We start from the raw sequence: 20777 nt of genomic DNA, 5'->3' as shown, positions 1-20777 counted from the left end.
CGTCGCTGCGTCCAGGCGGCTACTAGGATGAGGATTTCTTTCCCCTCTCCCGCCCCAACGTTGAGCAACGACATCGAAGAAGCTGTACGCAGCGTCGCCCAAGAACTCGGATGCAGCCGCGAAGAGATGCTGCGGGTTATCGTCAGAGAATGATTGGAGCAAAACGCCTACCTACCGGTCCTTGGATCTAAACGACGAAGGAGAGGCTGACTGCAATCCCTAGCGGCTGATGGCAGCCCGGATGAAGGCCGCCATCCCCCGTTTCGGCTCAGTTCACAGGTGTGGCGCCGGCGGTGCCGCACTTGGCGAACCTACCTTTGGCATCCTTGCACTGAACCTTCTTCTTCGTCGTCTCGCACTTGACGAATTTGCCTTTGGCGTCTCGGCACTGCTCTGCGCTCGCCGGCGCAGCGGCAAAAGTCGCGAGGGCAGCGACAATCAAAAGTGACTTCCACATTCTCGAATCCTCCTGACCCTAAATTTAATGGTCGAAGGCATCGTTACAACAAGCTCAGAAAAGCTGAAGCCGCGACCCTGCATGCAGTGAACGACGACGTTGCCGCGTTGATGGCTCACGCTATTGCTTGGGGGAACCTTAGAGGTGCTGCGTATGTTCAATTCGAGACTGGGTTGAGAGCGAAGTTGTTTGAGATCGACGGCGAGGCGAAAAAGCAGCAGCATGAAATCGCCGTTCTTGCCGATCAGACGGTGCACCAGGAAGCGCAGATGGGACAAGCTCACAGGGACGCAGCCTGTTACTCAATCTAACTTTTCAATCGAGAAGTCGCGTATATTAAGTTCAAAACCATAACCATCTAGATCTTTTAATATTAACTTATTGTCTGATTTCAGCATCGCAGAAATAATTATTTCGCCGTGACTGTACTCCTTGATCCAAGCTAGCTGATCAAGCGATCTTTCAACAATAGTTGATTCAGTTTTTATAATAACCTTGTCGCTTAAAAACCAAATAGCCCCAATTTCCTGGTTTTCGTCTATCCTTCTCAAATTTTGGAACTTTTGATAAAAAAAAGCGGAGCTACTGCCGTAGACGGCAAAGCTGCCATCGCTACCAACAGAAAAATTTGGAGTTAGGTGTGAGGGGAATTCGCAAGTCCCCACGAGGGACGAGTTTCGATGGAGCTCGTACTCTCTGTAGTCGGTAAGCGCTCGGGTTTCGAACAAACTAAATATCGCGTTATGCGCGACACAGGAAAAGGCTACCACGTCTCACCTCTCAGTGTGGGCCAGGTAGAGCTGTCACGAAACTCACAGACCCATCAGCTCTTATTTGCCATGCAGATTTGACATTGGCAGTGACACCATTCGGACCGGTAATAGGGGCGGTCACTTCAATTTTACTATTTTTTACCAGAGCGCTGCCAAAATTTTCTTTGAGATGATTTTGCATGGCTTTTGCCAAATCATCACCTGAACTGAAACCCAAATAACCCGCAAAGTAACCGCCTTTGCCCTTACTATCGGTACTACCTGGAACCTTGCCCAGCAGATAATCGATCTTCCCGTAAGGTGAGTTAACCGGCCCAGGTATCGTTATCGAAGCGGTGTCTGTTGATTTTCACTGAGAGCTGACCCGGGATTTGCGCCGAGAAGTGACCCGCCTTGGGTATCGTCCGTCGTGGTTGGGGTGGTCAAGTTCCTGCGTTTCTCCTTCGTCGTTTTGGGCTCATGGGCTGAACTGTTTTTGAAGCGGAAGCTGTCGTTGCCGGTTTCGAGGACGTGGCAATGATGTGTGAGGCGGTCGAGCAGCGCGGTGGTCATCTTGGCATCGCCAAACACCCTGGCCCATTCGCTGAAGCTCAGGTTGGTGGTGATGATGACGCTGGTGTGCTCGTAGAGCTTGCTTAGTAGATGGAAGAGCATCGCACCGCCTGAAGCACTGAATGGCAGGTAGTCCAGCTCGTCGAGGATGACGAGATCGGAGTGTGCCAGGCGGTTGGCGATCTGGCCTGCACGACCTTGGGACTTCTCCTGCTCAAGCGCGTTGACCAGTTCCACGGTTGAGAAGAACCGAACCCGCTTGTGATGATGTTCGATGGCCTGGACGCCGATGGCCGTGGCAATATGCGTCTTGCCCGTGCCGGGACCGCCGACCAGGACGATGTTGTTGGCGTCGTCGAGGAAGTCGCAGCGATGAAGCTGACGGACCAGTGCCTCGTTGATCTCGCTGCTGGTGAAGTCGAAGCCGTTCAGATCACGATAGGCTGGAAAGCGTGCCGCCTTGAGCTGGTAGGCCGTCGATCGCACTTCACGTTCCGCGGTCTCGGCCTTGAGGAGCTGCGATAGGATCGGGATGGCAGCCTCGAACGCCGGCGATCCCTGCTCGGTGAGTTCGCCAACGGCCTGGGCAATGCCGTGCATCTTCAGTTGCCGCAGCATGATGACGACAGCGCCGCTTGCCGGATTATGACGCTTGGCGAACCTCCGTCTTTCTCAGCGCATCGTAACGTTCGACATTGGCCTTGGGCTCATTGGTGAGCGTCAAGGCCTGAGGCGCGTCGATGGTGGGCGGTGTGAAGGATTTGCCGTCGACGAGGCGATGCAGCAGGTTCAGCACATGCGTCTTGGTCGGAACGCCGGACTTCAGCGCCATGTCCACGGCCGACAACACGGCCTGTTCGTCATGCTGGAGAACAAGGGCCAGGATATCGACCATCTCGCGGTCGCCACCCGGCTTCTTCAGGAGATATTGCTGCAAGGCCCGGAATGCCTCCGGTAGCTCAACGAATGGAGCGCCATTGCGAAGAGCACCGGGCTTGCGCTGCACCACCGCCAGATAGTGCCGCCAGTCGTAGATGGTCTGTCCTGGCCGATCGTGAGAACGGTCGATCACGCGGCGATGCTCGCACACGATCTGCCCCTCCGCTGCGACGACGACACGATCCGGGTAAACCCGCAGGCTCACCGGTCGATTGGCGAAGGATGCCGGGACGCTGTAGCGATTGCGCTCCAGATGGACGAGGCAGGTTGGCGTGACCCGCTTTGTATACTCGACGAAGCCGTCGAACACGCGGGTAACAGGCATCAGCGCCAGAGCTTCCTCAGCCCAGATGTCAGCAATGGTGCCGCGCATCTGTCCGTGTGGGATCTTTAACCAGAACTCCTTGCATCGAAGCTCCAGCCAGTCGTTCAGGGCATCCAATGATGGAAACCGTGGAACAGGTTGGAAGAAGCGATGACGCGCATCCTGAACATTCTTCTCGACCTGTCCTTTCTCCTAACCGGACGCGGGATTGCAGAACTCGGGCTCGAACACATAGTGACTGGCCATTGCCAGGAAACGGACATTGACGTCGCGCTCCTTACCACGGCCGACCTTGTCGATCGCCGTGCGCATGTTGTCGTAGATACCGCGGCCGGGAATGCCGCCAAACACGCGGAATGCATGATTGTGGGCATCGAACAGCATCTCATGCGTCTGAAGGAGATAGGCCCGAACAATGAAGGCACGGCTATAGCTTAGCTTCGTATGTGCGACCTGCAGCTTGGTGCGCTCGTTGCCGATAATGGCCCAGTCTTCCGACCAGTCGAACTGGAACGCTTCGCCTGGCTCGAAGGCCAGAGGCACGAACGTTCCGCGCCCTGTCGTCTGGAATTCCCTCTGCCGGTCTGACTTCCATTCCCGGGCAAAGGCTGCAACGCGGCAATAGGAGCCGTCGTAACCGAGGCTCATCAGGTCGGAATGGAGTTGCTTCAGGGTGCGCTTCTGCTTGCGGCCCTTCTTCGATTCCGTCTTCAGCCAGGCCGACAGCCGATCCGCGAAAGGATCAAGCTTCCTCGGTCGCTCCGGGACCTTGAACTTCGGCTCCACGCCGTCCAGGCGCAGGTATTTGCGGACGGTGTTCCGGGACAGGCCGCTCCTGCGGCAAATCTCCCGGATCGATAGGTGCTCTCGAAAATGCCAGCGTCGTATTACGCTCAGTAACGCCATGTCGATCACTCCAGAGCCCCCGCTGAACCTCGCGAGGGATGATTGAAACATGGGGCAAATCTCAGTGGTAATTTCCCGCAATCCCGGGTCAGCTCTCAGTGCAAATCAACAGGCCGTCGATTTGAGCAGCGTTGTAGTCAGCATCCAACCGCAAAAAGGATCGTGCTGCCCCTGCCTTTCGGCTGACCAACGCGCTTGGCGAAATCCATGGCGCTTTTCGCGTTTGCCGTTCCAGCTTGGCGCGAAAAGTTGGAAATATCACGGCTGCTGTCCTGAAAGACCGGAAGAATGCCAAATCCTTCCTTGGAAAGGAACTTGGCCTCTTCGGCGGTGATCATTTTTGGACGGGCTGAACTTGCACAATATCGGATGAGAGTGTCGACGCCGCTCTGCTTGAGAAAGGACAAAAATCCACGCCCGGCATTGTTGTTCAGTCGAATGCTGATATCGACAACAGACCAGCCAGCAGCATTCGAGAAGTCATCTCGATAGGACATCTGTATTCTCCCAAAATTGTCTTAAAGCACTGCATCGCTGATGATCACAGCGGTGAAAGTGGCCTGTTACTTCTATGGAGCTTCAGATGGCGACCATACGATCCTCCCATAAACCGAGCTCGATATGCGATGCCACACAAATAATAGGGTAAGAAGGGAAAGTCTTTTGTCACGCAGACGCCACCAGTACGCAAATTTCTAGCGTTACCTGGCAAAAAGTCGCATACCACTTCCACGAGTTGCTTGGGTAACTAGCTATAATCCGACGTTTTGCTAAGAATGCAGAATACGCACACTTACACGGAATGCAATACATCCCGCATCGAATAAAACACGTTCTAGGGGTATTTGTGTTCCCGCGCTGAGAGTGCTGTGCCGCACATCTTGAACACGTGGGGCTCCACTTGTATTTGAGCGGCGTGGCGGAGACTATCCCGACGGCCGCCGTTCAAATTGCGCTATTTCTCGCTGAGCTTTAGAAGGTAATCCCGCAACAAAATCACCCGCTGGGGACGAAAACTGGCCCCGTTGCCTGAAAGGCTCTCGACCCGGTCGACCCTGAACATCCGGAAATCATCACGCAGACAGCACCAGGCCAGAACTGTCAGGACATGATCACTGTATATGATGGAAAGGGGGCGAATAGTACGCTGGCTGGCAGTGCCCGCCTGATCTCGATAGCCTATTTCGATCTCCTGCTCCTCCCAGCACGCCTTCCGTATCGCTGGTAGATACGGATGCAGGCCGTAGCGACCCTTTGGTCGATAGACATGGGATATTGAATGCAGCAATTGCTGCTCGCGATCGTCAGGCAAGGTTGCGGCAATCTTGGCGAGCACAGCCTCGGCGGCGCGCGCCAGGTCCGGGTCGCCCATCTCGCGCACTTCGCCCAGTCCCACGGTAATCGCTTCGATTTCAAGACGATCAAATGTTTGCGGCGGCAGAGCATAGTCCTCGATCAATCGATAGCCATAGCCGCGTTCTCCCTCAATTTGGGCGCCCGACAGCCGCAGCAGTTCGATATCGCGGTAGATTGATCGTACGGATACGCCGCGTTCGACCGCCAGACGCTCCGCCGTAATCGGGGGCGCCATGACGCGCATAAGCTGAAGAAGGCGCAGCAATCTATCGGGTCCACTCATCATCCAACTGCCGTGAAGTGTCAGTTGGGTACATGTATACCCGTTTCATCCATTTCACATAGCCAAGGGGCAAAAACGATAAGCATCGGGACCACAACGATACCCATCGAGCGTTCGTGGCGAGATTTTTTTTCACAGGAAAGTGAACTATGGTTTTCGGTACATTTGCCCAGATCAGTGTCTGGGGCGTTCTTGCGGCCTCCGCATTCGGTTTCGTCTTCGGGGGCGTATTTTACGGCGCCCTGGTACCCAGATATTACGCGATAGCGTTGGGACGTGAGACCATGCCGGCCGCCAAGCCGGACATACTGACCATTCTTGGCCCCTTCGTGTGCAATGTCGTCATGATCGTCACGACGGCCGCGATCATGCGCATGATCGGCATTGTCTCCCTTGCCGACGCCCTGTCGCTCGGGCTGGTGATCGGCGTTGGTTATCTCCTGGCGATGTGCATGACTATTGCGATCAATCCCAATTTCCCCAGGCCGTTCTACTACACGATGGTGAACGCGCCCTATTTCCTGGTCAGCAGTTTGGTGACGAGCGGCGTGTTATTTCTGTTGCAATAGGCCTGTTATGCGCATGAGCGCAGACGATGTGAGGATTTTCGAGGTGCCGAAACAAACGCAGGCGTGGTTCTGGAATTACCACGCCTGCGTTTTGCCAAGATGGTCAAGGCGACCTGAAAGTGCCTTGACCTTTCTTGGTGGGCCACGCTTGAAAATGAGCGGGCCCTGGCCCGTCAAACCAGCCATTGTGTCCGCTTTATCATGTCGCCGTTTGGAGGCTGACGGTCCACTATCCACTCCAAAACGGTCGACACTTCGCCTTGATGGGAATCGAACCGTCGCTCCTGCGCGAACGTAATCATCAGCTTAGCGGCAGTTGTTCTGGCCATTCCTGCGCGCCATGTAGTACGCGGAGAATTCGAACTGTTGTTTGGGTAATCAAATAAGCGGCGACATAAGGCGTACCATTGATGACGAGTTCGCGTGTCCCGGCAATTCTGCCAACGCGCCCACTGGCAGGAAAATCGAGCAAGCGACGGGCGGCGGCGGCTATTCGCTCATCGATCAATATGGCTGCTGCAGGATTGTCTGCCTCGATGTATGTGAAAATAGCGTCGCGATCCGACAACGCAAACGCAGACCAAGTCAGTTTCATGTTTTTGGCAAACCAGCTTTAAGACGGGCCGCCGCTCGACGTGTGGCAAAGTGCGCCTCGACCTCGTCATCCGATAAATCCGGTCTAGTATCGTTCAATGCTTCTAGTACCTTGGTCCGAAACCAAGCATCGTGTGCTTCACTGCCAGAAAGAAGCTCAAGAGGCAGCGCGCCTTCGTTAGCAGTCCGGGTGAGCATGATACGAACCGCATCAGATACCGTGAGGCCCATGCTTTCAAGCACGGCGGAAGCACGGTCCCGAATTTCGGAATCAATACGTGTTTGTACAAGAGCGTTTGCGGCCATAACTATCTCCGACGTTTTAAGAGATGGTAATTCATTTGCATGACAATTCCCAGAGTGGAGTGTCGAGAATTCGCTCGAAGCATTTCTGCTCTTGATGGGATATGAACCGTCGACACGTTCCTGCGCACCTTGAGGACGCGAAGAACCGCACACTCGTCTGCTTAATCTAGGAAGTGGTGACGCCGTAGTTCACGCGTGCCGGCGACTCCCACCGAAGGAAGTTGAGCAAACGACCGGTGGAGGATACTTTCCGCTCATCTCTTAACATAGTTTCCGTTGGGTGCGGACCGCTAGTGGCTCTTGTTGCTGACGACAATGCGAAAGCCGTTGCCGCGCCAGAAACCGTCCGGCTCCAGACTGCCGCGATAGGTGCAGCACGCTTTCAGCTTTCCGCTGGAAAAGCACCCGCCTCGCAACACCCGCCTGATGGATGGAGCGGCGTCGCGGTCCTCGCGTCCATCATTTAACCAATACGGATATCGGAAGCTCGGCGTCGCCATATCATCGCCCCATAAGGTGGTACACCATTCCCACACTTGGCCAGCCATGTCGTAACAGCCATATGGCGAGCGGCCTTTTGGAAAAAGACCTACAGTACAGGTATCGTTGAAACCGGTTTCTTCGGAGTTGGCGACGTCATGTGCCCAGAGATGGCCCCACGGATAGACGACCGCCGCCCCTTCTTCCATCTGGTCGCCCCGCGCGGCACGTTCCCACTCAGGTTCGGTTGGAAGGCGCACGATCTCGTCGGTCCCGATACGCCCATGAGATCGCCACTTTCCGGTGAGCCAATCGCAGTAAGCTCGCGCATCGCGCCACGTCAAATCCGTTGCCGGGGCCGATTGCCTCTCCGCGTTGGAGCGATCTTGGCTTTGCCACAGGCGCCCGGTCTCTTCTATGAAGCCCGCATAGGCACGGTTCGTAACGGGATAAAGACCGATCTTGAATCCCGCCACCTCGACACCGTGTGGCGGAGCGGAGTTTGGATGCGTTGAAGAGCCGAAGGTGAATGTGCCGCCCGGAACGTCCGCCAAAGCTTCTAGATCCCGGGTATCGCCCCAACGCGAAACGATGCGGCCTGCCACCTCCCGCTCTGCCGCGCTGAGAAGACCCCGCTCGATGATATCGAGAAGATGCGGCATGATCTTCTGTTGCAACGGGCTCTGCCCACTCAGCAATCCGGCTGACAAAAGCACACCGCGGAGATCGCCACTGGCGACCAAGGCTTCGATAAGACTGCCACTCGTGAATTTTGCATTGAGACGCGCCGCAAGGCTTAGAACGACCGGCGTCCACAGATCAGGGTCCTTAGTGAACTGCGAGGCGGCGATCTCGGGCGCCTTCTCGGCGAGATATCGTGCGGCGAGCAATTGTCTGGCGCGAACAACCGGGAAAAGGCCTCCATCATCTGAGTGGCCAGCCACGGAGTCGTAAGCCAGACCGCACAGTAAATCTGCGGTCTTTTCGTCCTCTGTGAGCTTTTCGAGCCAACGATCAACGATGCCTTCAGTTGTATCCTCTTGCCCGCCGCCCTTCATTGCCATGACGAACTGAGCAGGGTTGGCCGCCCCTTTTGATAGCACGCTTGCATTTCCAGCCGGAGCACATCCGGTGAAGCGGGTCACAGCCTGAAGTCTCTGAGTCTTTAGAAAGGGAAGCAGTTCGTGGCGGGCAAATACCGAGGGAAGCGAGATGCGTTTTGCAGCCTGCGATTCGATCAATGCGAGAATGCGCGTCTTCGGATTATGCAGCTGAAAAGCGGCTGCGTCTTCCAGAATGACAGACGCCTCCCGCCCTGCCGCCTCTACACCATCGAGAATGATGAGCAATGCCTCATCCGGTTCCTGCAAGGCGCTCAAATCCGGCGCGGCGTGAGCAAGCTGAGTGTAAAAACTCAAGCCTGCCGTGACCTTGACGAAAATCGGCAAGACTTTCTCTGTGCTCCATTCTTCAGGGTGAACCGCGCCCTGATCGTTACGGACAACAACATTTCTCGGGATGTCGCCTTGGGCAAGGGAAAAGGCCAGATGCTTGGCGAATGTGCTCTTGCCGCTCCCCGTCTCGCCGATCAGCGCAAGGGTCGCGTTATCGCGCACAAGTTCCAGCGCAGAAAAATAGACGGCAGGCTCCGGCTCGGCTCGATCCTTCAATTTGCGTAAGCCTTTCGCGGCCTTGTCTTCTAAGCTGAAGTTCACCAGCAATGGGATATAGCCTTGCTCAAGGGTCGCGACCGCGCCGTTCGGCAGCGATAGAAGCGGCTCCTCCCCGAAGGCTTTCGTGTTTAGCAGCACTTTCGCGCGTAACGCGGCTTTGTCGCCTCTGGTATCGCTCATCATCAGAACAGCTTTGCAACATCCGGGTTATGAAAGCGCTGGATTTCGATGGCGTAGCCAGCGGGATCCTCAAAGAAGAAATGGTCGCAAAAGCGACCGCGCAACAGGTCAGACTGTCCCTTCACGCCAGCGTCCTTCAACCTCTGGTGCCACCCTTCCACATCCTGCGCGACGATCGTCAGCAGGACAGCGCTCTTCTCCTGGTGCTTCAGATGGCCACGATTGCCGTCTACGATACCGAAATAGCACCTGCCCGCAATACGATAGATTCGTGCCAGTCCCTGATCAAGTACCAGTTCAAAACCCAGCACATTCTCGTAAAATGGCACCACGGACATGATGTCATCGTAATAGAAGAAGGTAATCGAGTAATCTCTTTCCATGTCATACGTCCTTAGCGAATATTAAGTGTGCCTTTGTTGTCGATGGACAGGCCTCGCAGATCCTTCCGCGCGGCAAAAACATCGATAGGATGGACGAGATAGAGCCAAGGCGGGTTTTGCTGCAGACGCTTGAGGCAGAGGGCGTAAGCCTCTTCCCGGTCCGCATCCTCGACCGCCATGTTGGCATCGGCAATCAGCGCTTCCGTCTCCTCGTCATCGTAACCCTGCCACCAGACGGCCTGGGTCGCGCTCGATATCTTGTCGTTCAAGATGCGGTAGGTGCTGTGCGGCGACGAGTCAAAAATCGCCATGTCGCCCATGTCTTTGCGACCGATTTGACGAGCATATTCCGGTCTATCCAACTGCGTGGTAACGTTCACTTTCAGGCCGACTGCCTCAAGCGACGCGGCAACGAATGCACTCATCTCCGGCGCTCGCTCAGGCATGAAGGTTGGCGTGCGAAGTTCGACATCGTTGCTCGTATCCAATTCTCCCAGCAGACGCCTTGCTTTTTCCGGATCGAAGGGGATCGGTGAGAGGTTGGCTTTGGCAGCACCCAAGTGAAAGGGGCTGACGATGGTCGCTGAGGGAACTGCGAGGCCGTGGAAAATGTCTTCGGCGATTGCTTGCGTATCGACCGCATAATTGACGGCAAGTCTGGCTGCGGGAGAGCGAAAAATGCCTTTTCTGCAGTTCAGGTAATACATCACCGACAGTGTGTTGACGGCTTTTCCCCACTGATAATCTGGAGAAAAATCGAGACGTTCTTCCACGCGCTCCAGATTAGATGCCGCATCGACATATCCGTAGCGCAGGTGCTCATACCGGACATCTGCATGCTTCTCCGCCAGTGCCGTAATATGTTCGGGGCCGGTTACGCCAGTCGCCCTCTTGAGGATAACGCGTCGCTGCGTTTCATAGTCCTGAACCAGGTAGCGCCCTGTGCCGAGAAGCGGGTGGCCCTCAGCGTTAAAGCGACAAATGTAAAACTCTGAAAAGATATCGAGAATATCAGCAATGGGCGTTGGATTGGCCACGCGCACCGCCTCATCCCCATCGGCAAGAATTTCGGCATGCTCTAGGTAGCGGGCATAAGACCATTTCATGCCGAACGTATCGACCGCATCAAGAATGCCGTCGATGAACAAGATAACATCTTCGGCCACACACCGCTTTCCATCATGGAAGACAGCGCCTTCCCGAATATGGAATGTCCAGAGACGTCCATCGTCCGTGCGTGTCCAACGCGAAAACAGTCCGGGCAGCACATGTCCGTTTTTCCATCGCAGCAGAGGTTCGAAGACGAGGTTCTTGAGCGTCAGCACGCTCGTGTCGTCTGTCACCCGCGTCGGCGGAAGGAAGTCGATTTTTTCGAGGCTTATGGTCAACATCGCTGGATTTACTCAAGCTCACTTCGGCGACGTGGGTTGAACCAGTCCGCCAGACTGTCACCGATTAGATTGAACGACAAAACCGCAAGCAGGATTGCCATGCCCGGTGCTAGCGCCACCCATGCCGCACTTCGCACATATTGAAGATTGGCGGAGACGTCGGCACCCCACTCAGCCATAGGGGGCTGTGCACCAAGGCCAAGAAAACCCAGGCTTGCCGTCTGCAGGATCGCGCTACCCAGCGCCAGGGTCGACTGCACCAACAGCGGACCCAGTCCGTTGACAAAGATATAGCGAAAGAGGATTCGCTGAGGCGGCAAGCCCAATGAGACGGCGGCTTCGACATATGGCTTCACCGAGACGCTCAGAGCCTGGCTCCGCGCAACGCGCGCGAACTGCGGCGCCAACGTGATCGCAACAGCAAGCATGGCGTTTTGCAGGCTTGGGCCGAATGCCGCGGCGAGCGCAATGGCCAATACCAAGGCCGGAAAAGCCAAAATGGCATCGACAATGCGCATGATGATGCTATCGACCCAGCCTCCGGTAAACCCGGCCAGCATGCCGAAGAACACGCCGATCACGAAGGCAATCACCACCACGCCGACCCCAATCGTGAGCGTTGCCCGCCCGCCATGCATGATCCGGGTCAGCACGTCGCGACCGAACGCATCGGTTCCGAGCCAATGAGCGAATGTGGGACCTTCAAGCTTGTGCAGGATATCGAGCTTCGTGGGCGTGTATGGCGTGATCCATGGGCCGATGGTAATGGCACCGACCAATAGCAGCAATATCAGGAGACCGACGAGCGCCAGCGTGTTGCTTTTCAGAAATAGTAAAACGTCTCGCATGGCTCTACTTCATCTTCTTGCGCACACGCGGATCCAGAACGCCGTACAGCAGATCCACCACGATGGATGTCAGCACAAAGAGCAACGCAAAAACGAGCGTGGTGCCCTGAATGACAGGATAGTCCCGGTTCTTGATGGCCTCGAACATGTATCGTCCGATGCCGGGCCAGGCGAAGATTGTTTCGGTCAGGATGGCGCCGCCGAGCATTTCAGCAAATTTCAGACCTATGACGGTGATGGCAGGCAGCAACGAGTTGCGCAGGCCATGCCTGAGAATGACATCGCTGCGCCTCAAGCCCTTGGCTTTCGCCGTGCGGATGAAATCCTCGCCCATGACATCCAGCATCGTGTTGCGCACAAAGCGCCCAAGTGTTGCGGCGAGGAAAGCGGCAAGGACGGCTGTCGGCAATATCAGGTGCTGGATAGCGCTCCACGCCGCGTCAAAGTTTCCGGTCACGATACCGTCCAGGACAGCAAACCCGGTTATTCGTTCAGCCGTAATGAACGAGCTCATCCGACCTGAAACAGGCAGCCACCCAAGATAAGTGCCGAAGATCAGCTGTAAAATCAAAGCCAGCAAAAAAGCTGGCATCGAAACGCCGACTAGCGACGCAATGCGGGTGACGTGGTCGAAGATCGAGTTTGGCCGTGTAGCGGACAGGACGCCAAGCGGAATACCGATGATGATGGCTACAATAACCGCGAGAACCGAAAGTTCGATGGTCGCGGGCAGACGAGAGAGAATTTCATGTGCGACCGGCTGGCCTGTCTTGAGCGAGATACCAAAATCGCCGCTGAAAAGGCCCAAGACATAATGGACGAACTGAAGAATGACAGGCCGATCGAGATCGAGTTGGGCACGTAGCGCCAAAATCTGCTCCTGCGTCGCACCCGGTCCAAGGAGTGTGACTGCCGGATCGCCCGGTATCATGCGAACGAGCGAAAAAACGATGACCAGCACAATACACATCACAGGTATCAATGCGATCAATCTGCGTATGATGAAACTCGCCATCTTCTCGCTTCACTCAATATTGGAGGACGTCATTCCAGATGCACGACGTCATTTAGGCGTGATCAGAAGGCGGACACCCAAGGCGCCCGCCCTCCGTGAAGTGTATTACTTCTTGGAGACCGACCAGTATTCGTTCAGCGGCGGTGCACTGTTGACGACGAGCCCTTCGACGTTCGCGCGCGCAAAGACGATCAGCTTGGGGCTGAAGAGATAGGCTGCAGGCACGCGCTTGGCGATTTCCTCCTGAACCTGGAAGTAGAGCGCTTTGCGGGCTTCCATATCCGGCGTCTGCTGTGCCTTGAGGATCAGATCATCGAGCGATTTGTCCTGTGGCATGCGGAAGGTCATGGCCGTATCGGCAAGCGATGACAGATAGCCGATGGTAATATGTGCGTCAGGATCATTGTACCAGGGCTGCCGTCCATCCAAAGCCACGTCGAACTGACCGGAGGTCTGCAATGCGCGAAGAGCCGGGAATTCGGTCTGCTCGATCGTTGCATTGATGCCGATATCTGCGAGGTTCGCCTGAACGAAGGTCGCGACTGCGCCCCAGAGCGGGCCTTGGAAGCTGTAGAGTTTGAGAGAGATGGACGATGGATCTACATTCGCCTGTGCAAGCAGCTTCTTTGCCAGTTCCGGATCGTAAGTCGGGGCCAACTCTTTCATTTTAGGATTGAAGGCCCAACTGTTCGATGTCAGCGGTCCATAGACGCGCTCCGCTGTACCTCCGAAAACGCCCTGCAGGAGTCCGTCATAATCAATTGCGTGGGTGATCGCCTCACGAACCTTCACATTGGCGAAGGGTCCATTTGTCTTCTTGTTGTTGAACTCAAGCTGACGGATGATCTGACTGGGGCTTTCAATGACCTTCACGTCCTTGTTGGACTTTAGCGCTTCGATATCCTCGGCTGCGATGGCCGAGAGCTGACCTTGCTGCTGAACAATGTCGACGCCGCCACTTTCCAGCTCCAGCCTGCGCGTGGAGGCATCTGGAATGACGCGGTAGATGATCTTCGAAAGCTTTGGCGCGCCACGGAAGTAATCGGGATTGGCTTCGAGCACGACATTGGTATCTGCCTGAGCAGCCTTGAAGACGAAGGGGCCTGTGCCGACCGGATTTGACGCGAATTTATCACCGAACTTTTGAACTGCGGTCGGGCTGACGATGGCCGACTGAGGCTGCGCCAGAATAGAGAGAAACGCCGGATAAGGCGCCGATAGCGTGATCTTGACCTCCGCCGGCGAGACGACGGCAATATCCTTGATCAGATCGAATGTCGCTTTTACGTAAGGGTTAGAAGCTTTGGTACGCTCGAGCGAGAACTTCACAGCGGCAGCATCGAACGGGGTTCCATCCTGAAACTTCACGCCCTCGCGAAGCTTGAAGCTGAACTCCTTGCCATCAGGCGACACCGTCCAGTTGCTCGCAAGTCGGCCTTCGAGTTTGGTGAAATCTGGGGCCGTCCAAGCGACCAACGTGTCGAACACATTCAGGATAACTTCACTGCCAATGGGCTCGGCCTTGTTAGTTCCTGGCTCAAGACTGACCGGGTCGGATGGCACAGCCACCACCAGGGTCTTCAGTTGTTCCTGCGCATTTGCGACAGCCGCACCCGCCAAAATCGGCAAAGCCACGGCCGCTGCTGTAAATCCCTTCCAGATCTTCATTCGCCTGCCCTTTCCAAGTATGGAGCACCAGCCCCGTTCCCGCGTTGAGCGCGTTCAATCGCACCTTATCTATGTAGTATACTACGAGATATATCAGCACGAGCGCAGCATGTAAAGTAATCCGCCTCGACTTTAAACAGAGAGAAAATTCGCCTATTTTTTGCGCATGGGTGAGAATATCCTGCCCAAATTTCTCAGTCTGCCGTCGCGATCCTGCTTATGAAAGCAGAACGTCAGACCGGAGATGCGCCCGAAACGACAGGCCGGGACGGGTCCGCAACCCAAGCCGACCAGGACCCAGGATACATGGAGGCGCTGACCCCAATCGCCGCGAGCGCCAGCACCGTATGGGCAGCGGACATTCCGGCTCCACAATAAACGCCCACTTCCTTAGAGCCATCCACACCAAGCGCACGGTACATTTCCGTAAGCGTCGCACTATCGGCGAAATTGCCGTAGTCGGTGACGTTGTCTGGCGCTGGCGCACTGACCGCAAGGGGAATATGCCCTCTCGGGGGTTGCCCCTCGACAGTTGGACCTCCGATGTAGTTTGGACGGATGCGTGCATCCAGGAGTACCCCACGCCTCGCAAGCGCAAGAGAGCCATCGGCATCGAGTTCCAGCATGTTGCCAGCAGAGAGGCTGATCTCGCTGGCGACGGGCGTCGCAATCGCTTCTGTCACGGGAAGTCCGGCAACCTGCCAAGCGCGAAAGCCACCATCCAGAACCCGGACGTCCGGTAGCCCTGCCCATTTCAGCACCCACCAGGCGCGCGCGGCCGTCATGCTGCGATCGCCATCATAGACGACGATCGTGCTCTGCTTGCGCAATCCCCACTTGCGCGCCTTCTGCTCCAGGACCGCGATATCGGGTAATGGGCGCTGGCCACCTTCGACCGTCGCGGGCGATTGGAAATCGGTGTAGGCTTGGGTATCGATGGCGCCTTCAATCCGAAGGCCCTTGAAAGACGGCTCACTTGTGTAGGGATTGATGGAATGGACAGCCAGAATCGTTGCGTCGTTGCCTGCCTCTCTAAAAGCTTGAAGCTCGACAGGCATCAGAAGAACGGATTTGCGGATATCATCTGCCATGCCGCGTTTACTCCTCGTGGTATCTGACGTTTCAAGATCCTCCCCCATAAGAACACGCTTGGCAAGTTCAAATATCTTACGTAGTATATTACGAAAGTCCGTTTTTGTCCGGCATGTCATTCCTCGTTTGGAGCAACCTGCGTGTCCATTCTGACCGTTGAAAATCTCACGACATCCTTCCGGCGAAATGGCATCTGGACGCCGGTCGTCAACGATGTGAGCTTTACGGTCAACGCTGGTGAAACGGTGGCTATTGTCGGCGAGTCGGGTTCCGGCAAAAGCGTCACTGCCATGTCGATCATGCGCCTCCTGCCTGAAAAGACTTCACGCGTCAGCGGCAGCGTCAAGCTCGGTGATCGTGAGCTTTTGACGCTCTCCGAGAAGGACATGCAGGACGTTCGCGGCAATCAGAGTGCCATGATTTTTCAGGAGCCGATGACTTCGCTGAACCCTGTCATGACGGTCGGCAGGCAAATCGCCGAAGCCATGCGACGCCACCGTCAGATTGGACCAAGCGAAGCCAGGGCAGAAACGATCAGGCTTCTTGACCGTGTTCGCATTCCTTCGTCTGCGAAACGCTTCGATGAGTATCCACATGAGCTTTCGGGTGGCACACTACAGCGCGTCATGATCGCCATGGCACTTTCTTGCCGTCCCAAGCTGCTCATTGCCGATGAGCCGACGACTGCGCTCGACGTGACCGTTCAAGCTGAAATCCTGGAACTGATAAGGCTACTGCAGGCTGAAGAGAACATGGGCGTGCTGTTCATTACGCACGACATGGGCGTCGTTGCGGAAATCGCGGACCGCACGCTGGTCATGTTCCGCTCCAGAGTGTTGGAGACGGGCCCCACCAAGCAAATATTCGACAGCCCGGCTAATGGCTATACGCGCGCGTTGCTTTCTGCGGTGCCGAAGCTCGGGTCGCTGGCGGATCATCCACAGCCTGCCACCTTCCCACTGGTCGATGTCGAAACGGGCAAGGTGATACCGGAGAGACTGACCTCGCTGCCACTTGAAACGCCAGTTTTGGAAGTTCGCAATCTGGTAACACGATTTGCGGTCAGAACCGGAATTCTCGGTCGCGTCACGTCCCGCGTCCACGCGGTGGAAGACGTATCGTTTGACCTGAAAGCGGGAGAGACACTGGCTCTGGTCGGTGAATCGGGCTGCGGCAAATCCACGACCGGCCGTTCGGTCCTGCGCCTCGTGGAACCCGTCAGCGGCACGATCAAGGTGGATGGTGAAGATGTGAGAGCGATGCCGAGAAAGCGCCTCTCACGAGTCCGTCGCCAGATGCAGATGATCTTTCAAGACCCGTTTTCGAGCCTTAACCCGCGCATGCGCATTGGCGACGCCATTGCTGAGCCGATGATTGCACACGGCATTGCGAGAAAGCGGGAAGCGCATGACAGGGCAATCAACCTTCTGGAAAAGGTTGGACTGAAGCCCGATATGGCAAGCCGCTTCCCACACGAATTTTCAGGTGGCCAGCGTCAGCGCATCAGCATCGCTCGTGCGTTGACGCTCAATCCCAGTCTCATCGTCGCGGATGAGGCCGTTTCGGCTCTTGATGTCTCCATCAAGGCGCAAGTTGTAAACCTGATGCTCGAGATACAGGAGAGGCTGAATGTCGGCTATCTCTTCATCTCCCACGACATGGCTGTCGTGGAGCGTGTCAGCCATAGAGTGGCCGTCATGTATCTGGGAGAGATCGTGGAAATCGGCTCCCGATCGCAGATTTTCGGCAATCCACAGCACGATTATACCAAGCGGTTGCTGGATGCCGTACCGGTTGCGGATCCGCACAGACGCCAGCAGCGCAAACTCAGGATCGGCGCTGAAATCGGCAGCGCTGTTCGGCCCGTCGATTACGTGCCGGAGAAGTCAATCTATCGCGAGGCCGCACCCGGCCATCTGGTCAAGCAAAACTGAAGCATCGCCAGAACATCGGCCTTGATGCCGATAAGCTCAATGCTCCACATGAGGGTTGCATCACATCGCGATCACCGCACGTCGTTATTGCCGAACCACCTGTGGCTTTCGCGCGGCACGCCTTAGAGGGTCAGTCTGACCTGCGAATTGGAGATCAACGCATCCAGCAGCCCTTTGCGCGTATTTTCATTGTGATCCAGCATAGCCTGCTTGGCACTCTCGCCATCACGCTTGCGCAGGAATGCGACGATGCGCAGATGGTCCGCCTCCGTCTCGGGATTAAGGTCGCGAACCCGCGTGCCCATATAGAAGAAGCGGGCACATTCCTCGAGATGGCTGATGACCAGCGAGGCTAGGCGCGTGTTGCGTGATCCTCTCGCGATAGCAGCGTGAAACAACTCATTGGATGTCACGAATGTCTTGGTGCTGTTATCCTCACCTACAACATAGTTTGCCTGCGCCAATTGATCGAGTGCACCCAATTCCTGCTCCGTCAGGTTCTGAGCGGCAAGCGCGGTGGCTGTCCCTTCCAAAACACCACGAATAGCGAAAAGATCGTTCACGTCCTTCAGTGTTACAGGCGTGACACGATAACCGCGCCTTGGGAACGCCTCCATCAAACCTTCTACACAAAGGCGCCCCAGCGCTTCGCGCACCGGCGTTTTGCTCATCTGAAGCTGTTCGGCTAGCTCCGGCTCGGAAACCTCGACGCCTGGAGCAAGTTCACCGACAATGATGCGCTCGCGCAACGTGACGTAAGCCTGCTCAGTCAGCGATTTCGCCCGCTTCTCTTGAGGGGCAGACCTTTCAGAAATGTTCAAACATGCCTCCATGCGCAAAGCGCGCTGTTTCGTCTTTGTCAGTCATGTGCAGCCTGCGAGTCAAAGCTTTTCAAATCCAGGTTCGTTTTTCCACATCGTGCGAAAGTCGCTTTGACAAGCTTGAGATGCGTAATATACTACGTGGTATATTTTAAATCTGCAACACCATCACGGTGTGCCATGTCGCGGGTGTAGGCGTGTCAGAAATCCTCATCATCAATCCGAACAGCTCGAAGGGCGTCACGCAATCGATGGAGGCGTGCCTTGAACCTGTCCGGGCGCGCTCCTCTCACGCGCTTCATTGCGTTGAGCTGGCAAAATCGCCGGCGGGTATCGAAACCGACGATCACGTTACCCAAGTGATACCGAACATCATTGAAGCCGTATCGACATCGCAGGCTGACGCCTTCATTCTGGCCTGCTTTTCCGATCCCGGCATTGCTGAGGTCCGCAAGCATGTGGACCGCCCGGTCTATGGCATCGCGGAATCGGCTTATCTTGCCGCGCACGCACTGGGCAACAGCTTTGGGATCATCTCGCTTGGACAATCCTCGATCGACCGCCACCTTCGCTACTTGAAGACTCTGAAACTGGATCAACGGCTGGCGGGCGACCGTTCGATCGACAGGACGGTCAGCCAGCTTGTCGCCGCGAACGTGGTCGACATCGTCTCACAAACCGCGCGTCTGCTGCGGGACGAAGACGGCGCAGATGTCGTCATTCTCGGTTGTGCGGGTCTCGGCGGTTACAGAGATGCGCTTCAGCAGAACCTTGGGATCCCGGTCATCGATCCGGTTCAGGCCGCAGCCACCCTGGCCGTCACCCACCTTGATTTGGCATATGGAAGGACAAGACGATGAGCTTCGACCTTATTGTACGCGGCACCGCAGTACTGCCTGAGGGCCCGCTAGACCATGCCTGGATCGGCATCGGCGACGGCAAGGTCCAAGCCATTGGAACCGGCGATGCTCCACCATCTGCCGAACTTCATGACGCGGGCGGCGACCTCATCATTCCCGGCGTTGTAGACGGCCAGACCCACGCATGCTCCTATGGCGGGCTTCCGGGCATTCGCTCCACGACGCGATCTGCAATCGCTGGCGGTATCACGACCATCGTGGATATGCCCTATGACAACCCTGCTCCCCTCAACACAGTCGAGCGCTTGAACGACAAGGTCGAGGCAATACGCGAACACGCGCATTCCCATGTCGCGCTATATGGAACGATTTTGCCGGAGCAAACCACCGACGACATCAAGCCTTTGATCGAAGCAGGTGTGGTTGCTTTCAAGATTTCGACATTCGAAAGCAGCCCGACCCGTTTCCCGCGGATCGCAGCACAGCAGATTCTTGCAACATTTCAGGCATTGTCCGACACGGTCATTCCGCTTGGCGTGCATAATGAGGACCAGGAAATCGTTCGTGCACACATCGCTCTGGCGAAAGCTGCCGGGCGAGACGGGATCGAGGCCCATTCGGAAAGCCGTCCGCCAGCTGCGGAACTGGCGGCAACTGCACAGTTTCTCGAGCTGGGGGCGTCTGCCGGTGCCCATGCCCACATCGTTCACCTGACAACGGCGCGTGGTTTTCAACTCGTCGACAACTATCTGGCAGATGGCTACGCGGCGACCGGTGAATTATGCGTGCATTATCTCTGGTTCGACCCGGACAAGGACGGCCCTGAGCTTGGCGCCAAGATGAAGGTGAATCCTCCTATTCGTCCAGGCCAGATAGATGCGCTATGGGACGAAATCATCGCTGGCCGCGTCGCCTTCGTCAGTTCAGATCATTCCAGTTGGCCAATCGACAATAAGTTCACACCCTCCATCTTCGACGCAGGCGCTGGCGTTCCAGGTCTCGAAACACTTCTTCCCGCCTTCTACACGGCGGCAGAAGCGCGGGGACTGGACGCGCCGCAAATGACGGTCGAACAGCTTTGCGAACGTCCTGCGCGCTTCTTCGGCCTTTGGCCAGAGAAAGGCGCGATCCGCGTCGGCGGCGATGCAGACCTTACTATCCTGTCGCGCGAAAAGACGATCTGGGATTCATCCAAGGCTCATGACGAACTGAACTGGAGCCCCTTCGATGGCCGTGAATTTTCGGTCAAAGTCGTGCGCACCTATCTTTCAGGCCAACTGGCCTTTGATGGTAACGACGTCCTCAATGAGCCTGGCTCGGGCCACTATGTCCGCCGTGGCCAATCCAACTGGTTTGAAGAGGATTCCTGACC

20 protein-coding genes and 2 pseudogenes are annotated in these 20777 nt (G+C 56.1%); 5 read left to right on the top strand and 17 right to left on the bottom strand.

Annotation, left to right across the window (positions count from 1 at the left end):
* Positions 1-268 precede the first annotated feature (268 nt).
* Entirely contained in the window at positions 269-457 is a 189-nt protein-coding gene (locus QZ862_RS05450; protein ID WP_296098005.1) for a hypothetical protein, read from the bottom strand.
* Here QZ862_RS05450 and QZ862_RS05445 point away from each other — a divergent pair.
* Positions 445-768: a hypothetical protein gene (locus QZ862_RS05445; protein WP_296098002.1), complete on the top strand. Its 324-nt coding sequence runs from the start codon at positions 445-447 to the stop codon at positions 766-768. The genes QZ862_RS05450 and QZ862_RS05445 overlap by 13 nt on opposite strands.
* On the opposite strand, the gene QZ862_RS05440 is transcribed toward QZ862_RS05445, so the two are convergent.
* From QZ862_RS05440 to QZ862_RS05415, 6 genes and pseudogenes are all read right to left on the bottom strand, one after another.
* Positions 760-1227 (bottom strand): hypothetical protein, encoded by a 468-nt coding sequence (locus QZ862_RS05440; protein ID WP_296098000.1) that lies wholly within the window; start codon positions 1225-1227, stop codon positions 760-762. The genes QZ862_RS05445 and QZ862_RS05440 overlap by 9 nt on opposite strands.
* Before the next feature lie 10 nt (positions 1228-1237).
* Complete coding sequence (locus QZ862_RS05435; RefSeq protein WP_296097998.1) at positions 1238-1423, bottom strand: hypothetical protein; 186 nt, start codon at positions 1421-1423, stop codon at positions 1238-1240.
* Positions 1424-1665: 242 nt separating this feature from the next.
* A pseudogene (istB, locus tag QZ862_RS05430) lies at positions 1666-2400 on the bottom strand (IS21-like element helper ATPase IstB); the annotation flags it as partial.
* A 25-nt stretch (positions 2401-2425) separates the two neighbouring features.
* Positions 2426-3952: pseudogene (istA, locus tag QZ862_RS05425) on the bottom strand (IS21 family transposase).
* 137 nt (positions 3953-4089) lie between these two features.
* Positions 4090-4449 (bottom strand): glycoside hydrolase domain-containing protein, encoded by a 360-nt coding sequence (locus QZ862_RS05420; protein ID WP_296097995.1) that lies wholly within the window; start codon positions 4447-4449, stop codon positions 4090-4092.
* 458 nt (positions 4450-4907) lie between these two features.
* Positions 4908-5591 (bottom strand): YafY family protein, encoded by a 684-nt coding sequence (locus QZ862_RS05415; protein WP_296097993.1) that lies wholly within the window; start codon positions 5589-5591, stop codon positions 4908-4910.
* Between the two features lie 149 nt (positions 5592-5740).
* On the opposite strand from QZ862_RS05415, the gene QZ862_RS05410 reads away from it, so the two are divergent.
* Positions 5741-6160: a DUF1761 domain-containing protein gene (locus QZ862_RS05410; protein WP_296097991.1), complete on the top strand. Its 420-nt coding sequence runs from the start codon at positions 5741-5743 to the stop codon at positions 6158-6160.
* Between the two features lie 301 nt (positions 6161-6461).
* On the opposite strand, the gene QZ862_RS05405 is transcribed toward QZ862_RS05410, so the two are convergent.
* The 9 genes from QZ862_RS05405 to QZ862_RS05365 all read right to left on the bottom strand — a co-directional run bounded on the left by QZ862_RS05405 (position 6462) and on the right by QZ862_RS05365 (position 15789).
* Positions 6462-6755 (bottom strand): type II toxin-antitoxin system RelE/ParE family toxin, encoded by a 294-nt coding sequence (locus QZ862_RS05405; protein WP_296075073.1) that lies wholly within the window; start codon positions 6753-6755, stop codon positions 6462-6464.
* Complete coding sequence (locus QZ862_RS05400) at positions 6752-7060, bottom strand: type II toxin-antitoxin system RelB/DinJ family antitoxin (protein WP_116494806.1); 309 nt, start codon at positions 7058-7060, stop codon at positions 6752-6754. The genes QZ862_RS05405 and QZ862_RS05400 overlap by 4 nt, the downstream gene beginning before the upstream one ends.
* 290 nt (positions 7061-7350) lie before the next feature.
* Positions 7351-9393: an SUMF1/EgtB/PvdO family nonheme iron enzyme gene (locus tag QZ862_RS05395; protein WP_296097989.1), complete on the bottom strand. Its 2043-nt coding sequence runs from the start codon at positions 9391-9393 to the stop codon at positions 7351-7353.
* Between the two features lie 2 nt (positions 9394-9395).
* Positions 9396-9776: a VOC family protein gene (locus QZ862_RS05390; RefSeq protein WP_113327678.1), complete on the bottom strand. Its 381-nt coding sequence runs from the start codon at positions 9774-9776 to the stop codon at positions 9396-9398.
* Between the two features lie 11 nt (positions 9777-9787).
* On the bottom strand, positions 9788-11167 hold the full coding sequence (locus QZ862_RS05385) for an ABC transporter substrate-binding protein (RefSeq protein ID WP_296097986.1): 1380 nt from the start codon (positions 11165-11167) through the stop codon (positions 9788-9790).
* 8 nt (positions 11168-11175) lie between these two features.
* Positions 11176-12015 carry an ABC transporter permease gene (locus tag QZ862_RS05380; protein ID WP_112360081.1) on the bottom strand — a complete coding sequence of 280 codons (840 nt, stop codon included), beginning with the start codon at positions 12013-12015 and terminating at the stop codon, positions 11176-11178.
* A gap of 4 nt (positions 12016-12019) precedes the next feature.
* Positions 12020-13030: an ABC transporter permease gene (locus QZ862_RS05375; RefSeq protein ID WP_296078016.1), complete on the bottom strand. Its 1011-nt coding sequence runs from the start codon at positions 13028-13030 to the stop codon at positions 12020-12022.
* A 105-nt stretch (positions 13031-13135) separates the two neighbouring features.
* Complete coding sequence (locus QZ862_RS05370; RefSeq protein WP_296097982.1) at positions 13136-14698, bottom strand: ABC transporter substrate-binding protein; 1563 nt, start codon at positions 14696-14698, stop codon at positions 13136-13138.
* Positions 14699-14931: 233 nt separating this feature from the next.
* A complete protein-coding gene (locus tag QZ862_RS05365) occupies positions 14932-15789 on the bottom strand; it encodes a rhodanese-like domain-containing protein (RefSeq protein ID WP_296097980.1) in 858 nt (285 codons plus the stop codon).
* Positions 15790-15930: 141 nt separating this feature from the next.
* Here QZ862_RS05365 and QZ862_RS05360 point away from each other — a divergent pair, with 141 nt between their 5' ends.
* Positions 15931-17724, top strand: a complete 1794-nt coding sequence (locus tag QZ862_RS05360) for an ABC transporter ATP-binding protein (protein WP_296097978.1) — start codon at positions 15931-15933, stop codon at positions 17722-17724.
* Positions 17725-17846: 122 nt separating this feature from the next.
* On the opposite strand, the gene QZ862_RS05355 is transcribed toward QZ862_RS05360, so the two are convergent.
* The gene (locus tag QZ862_RS05355; RefSeq protein ID WP_296037373.1) at positions 17847-18545 is read right to left on the bottom strand and encodes a GntR family transcriptional regulator; all 699 of its coding nucleotides are present in this window, start codon (positions 18543-18545) and stop codon (positions 17847-17849) included.
* A gap of 197 nt (positions 18546-18742) precedes the next feature.
* On the opposite strand from QZ862_RS05355, the gene QZ862_RS05350 reads away from it, so the two are divergent.
* Complete coding sequence (locus tag QZ862_RS05350) at positions 18743-19405, top strand: aspartate/glutamate racemase family protein (RefSeq protein ID WP_113327685.1); 663 nt, start codon at positions 18743-18745, stop codon at positions 19403-19405.
* Positions 19402-20775 carry an amidohydrolase family protein gene (locus QZ862_RS05345; RefSeq protein ID WP_296097976.1) on the top strand — a complete coding sequence of 458 codons (1374 nt, stop codon included), beginning with the start codon at positions 19402-19404 and terminating at the stop codon, positions 20773-20775. The genes QZ862_RS05350 and QZ862_RS05345 overlap by 4 nt, the downstream gene beginning before the upstream one ends.
* Positions 20776-20777 lie beyond the last annotated feature (2 nt).

Origin of the sequence: uncultured Agrobacterium sp., from assembly GCA_913777615.1 — a bacterium.
In the GTDB taxonomy this organism is placed as follows: Bacteria; Pseudomonadota; Alphaproteobacteria; order Rhizobiales; family Rhizobiaceae; genus Agrobacterium.
Note: the sequence above shows the minus strand (reverse complement) of the source record. Positions and strands in the feature narration are given on the sequence as shown.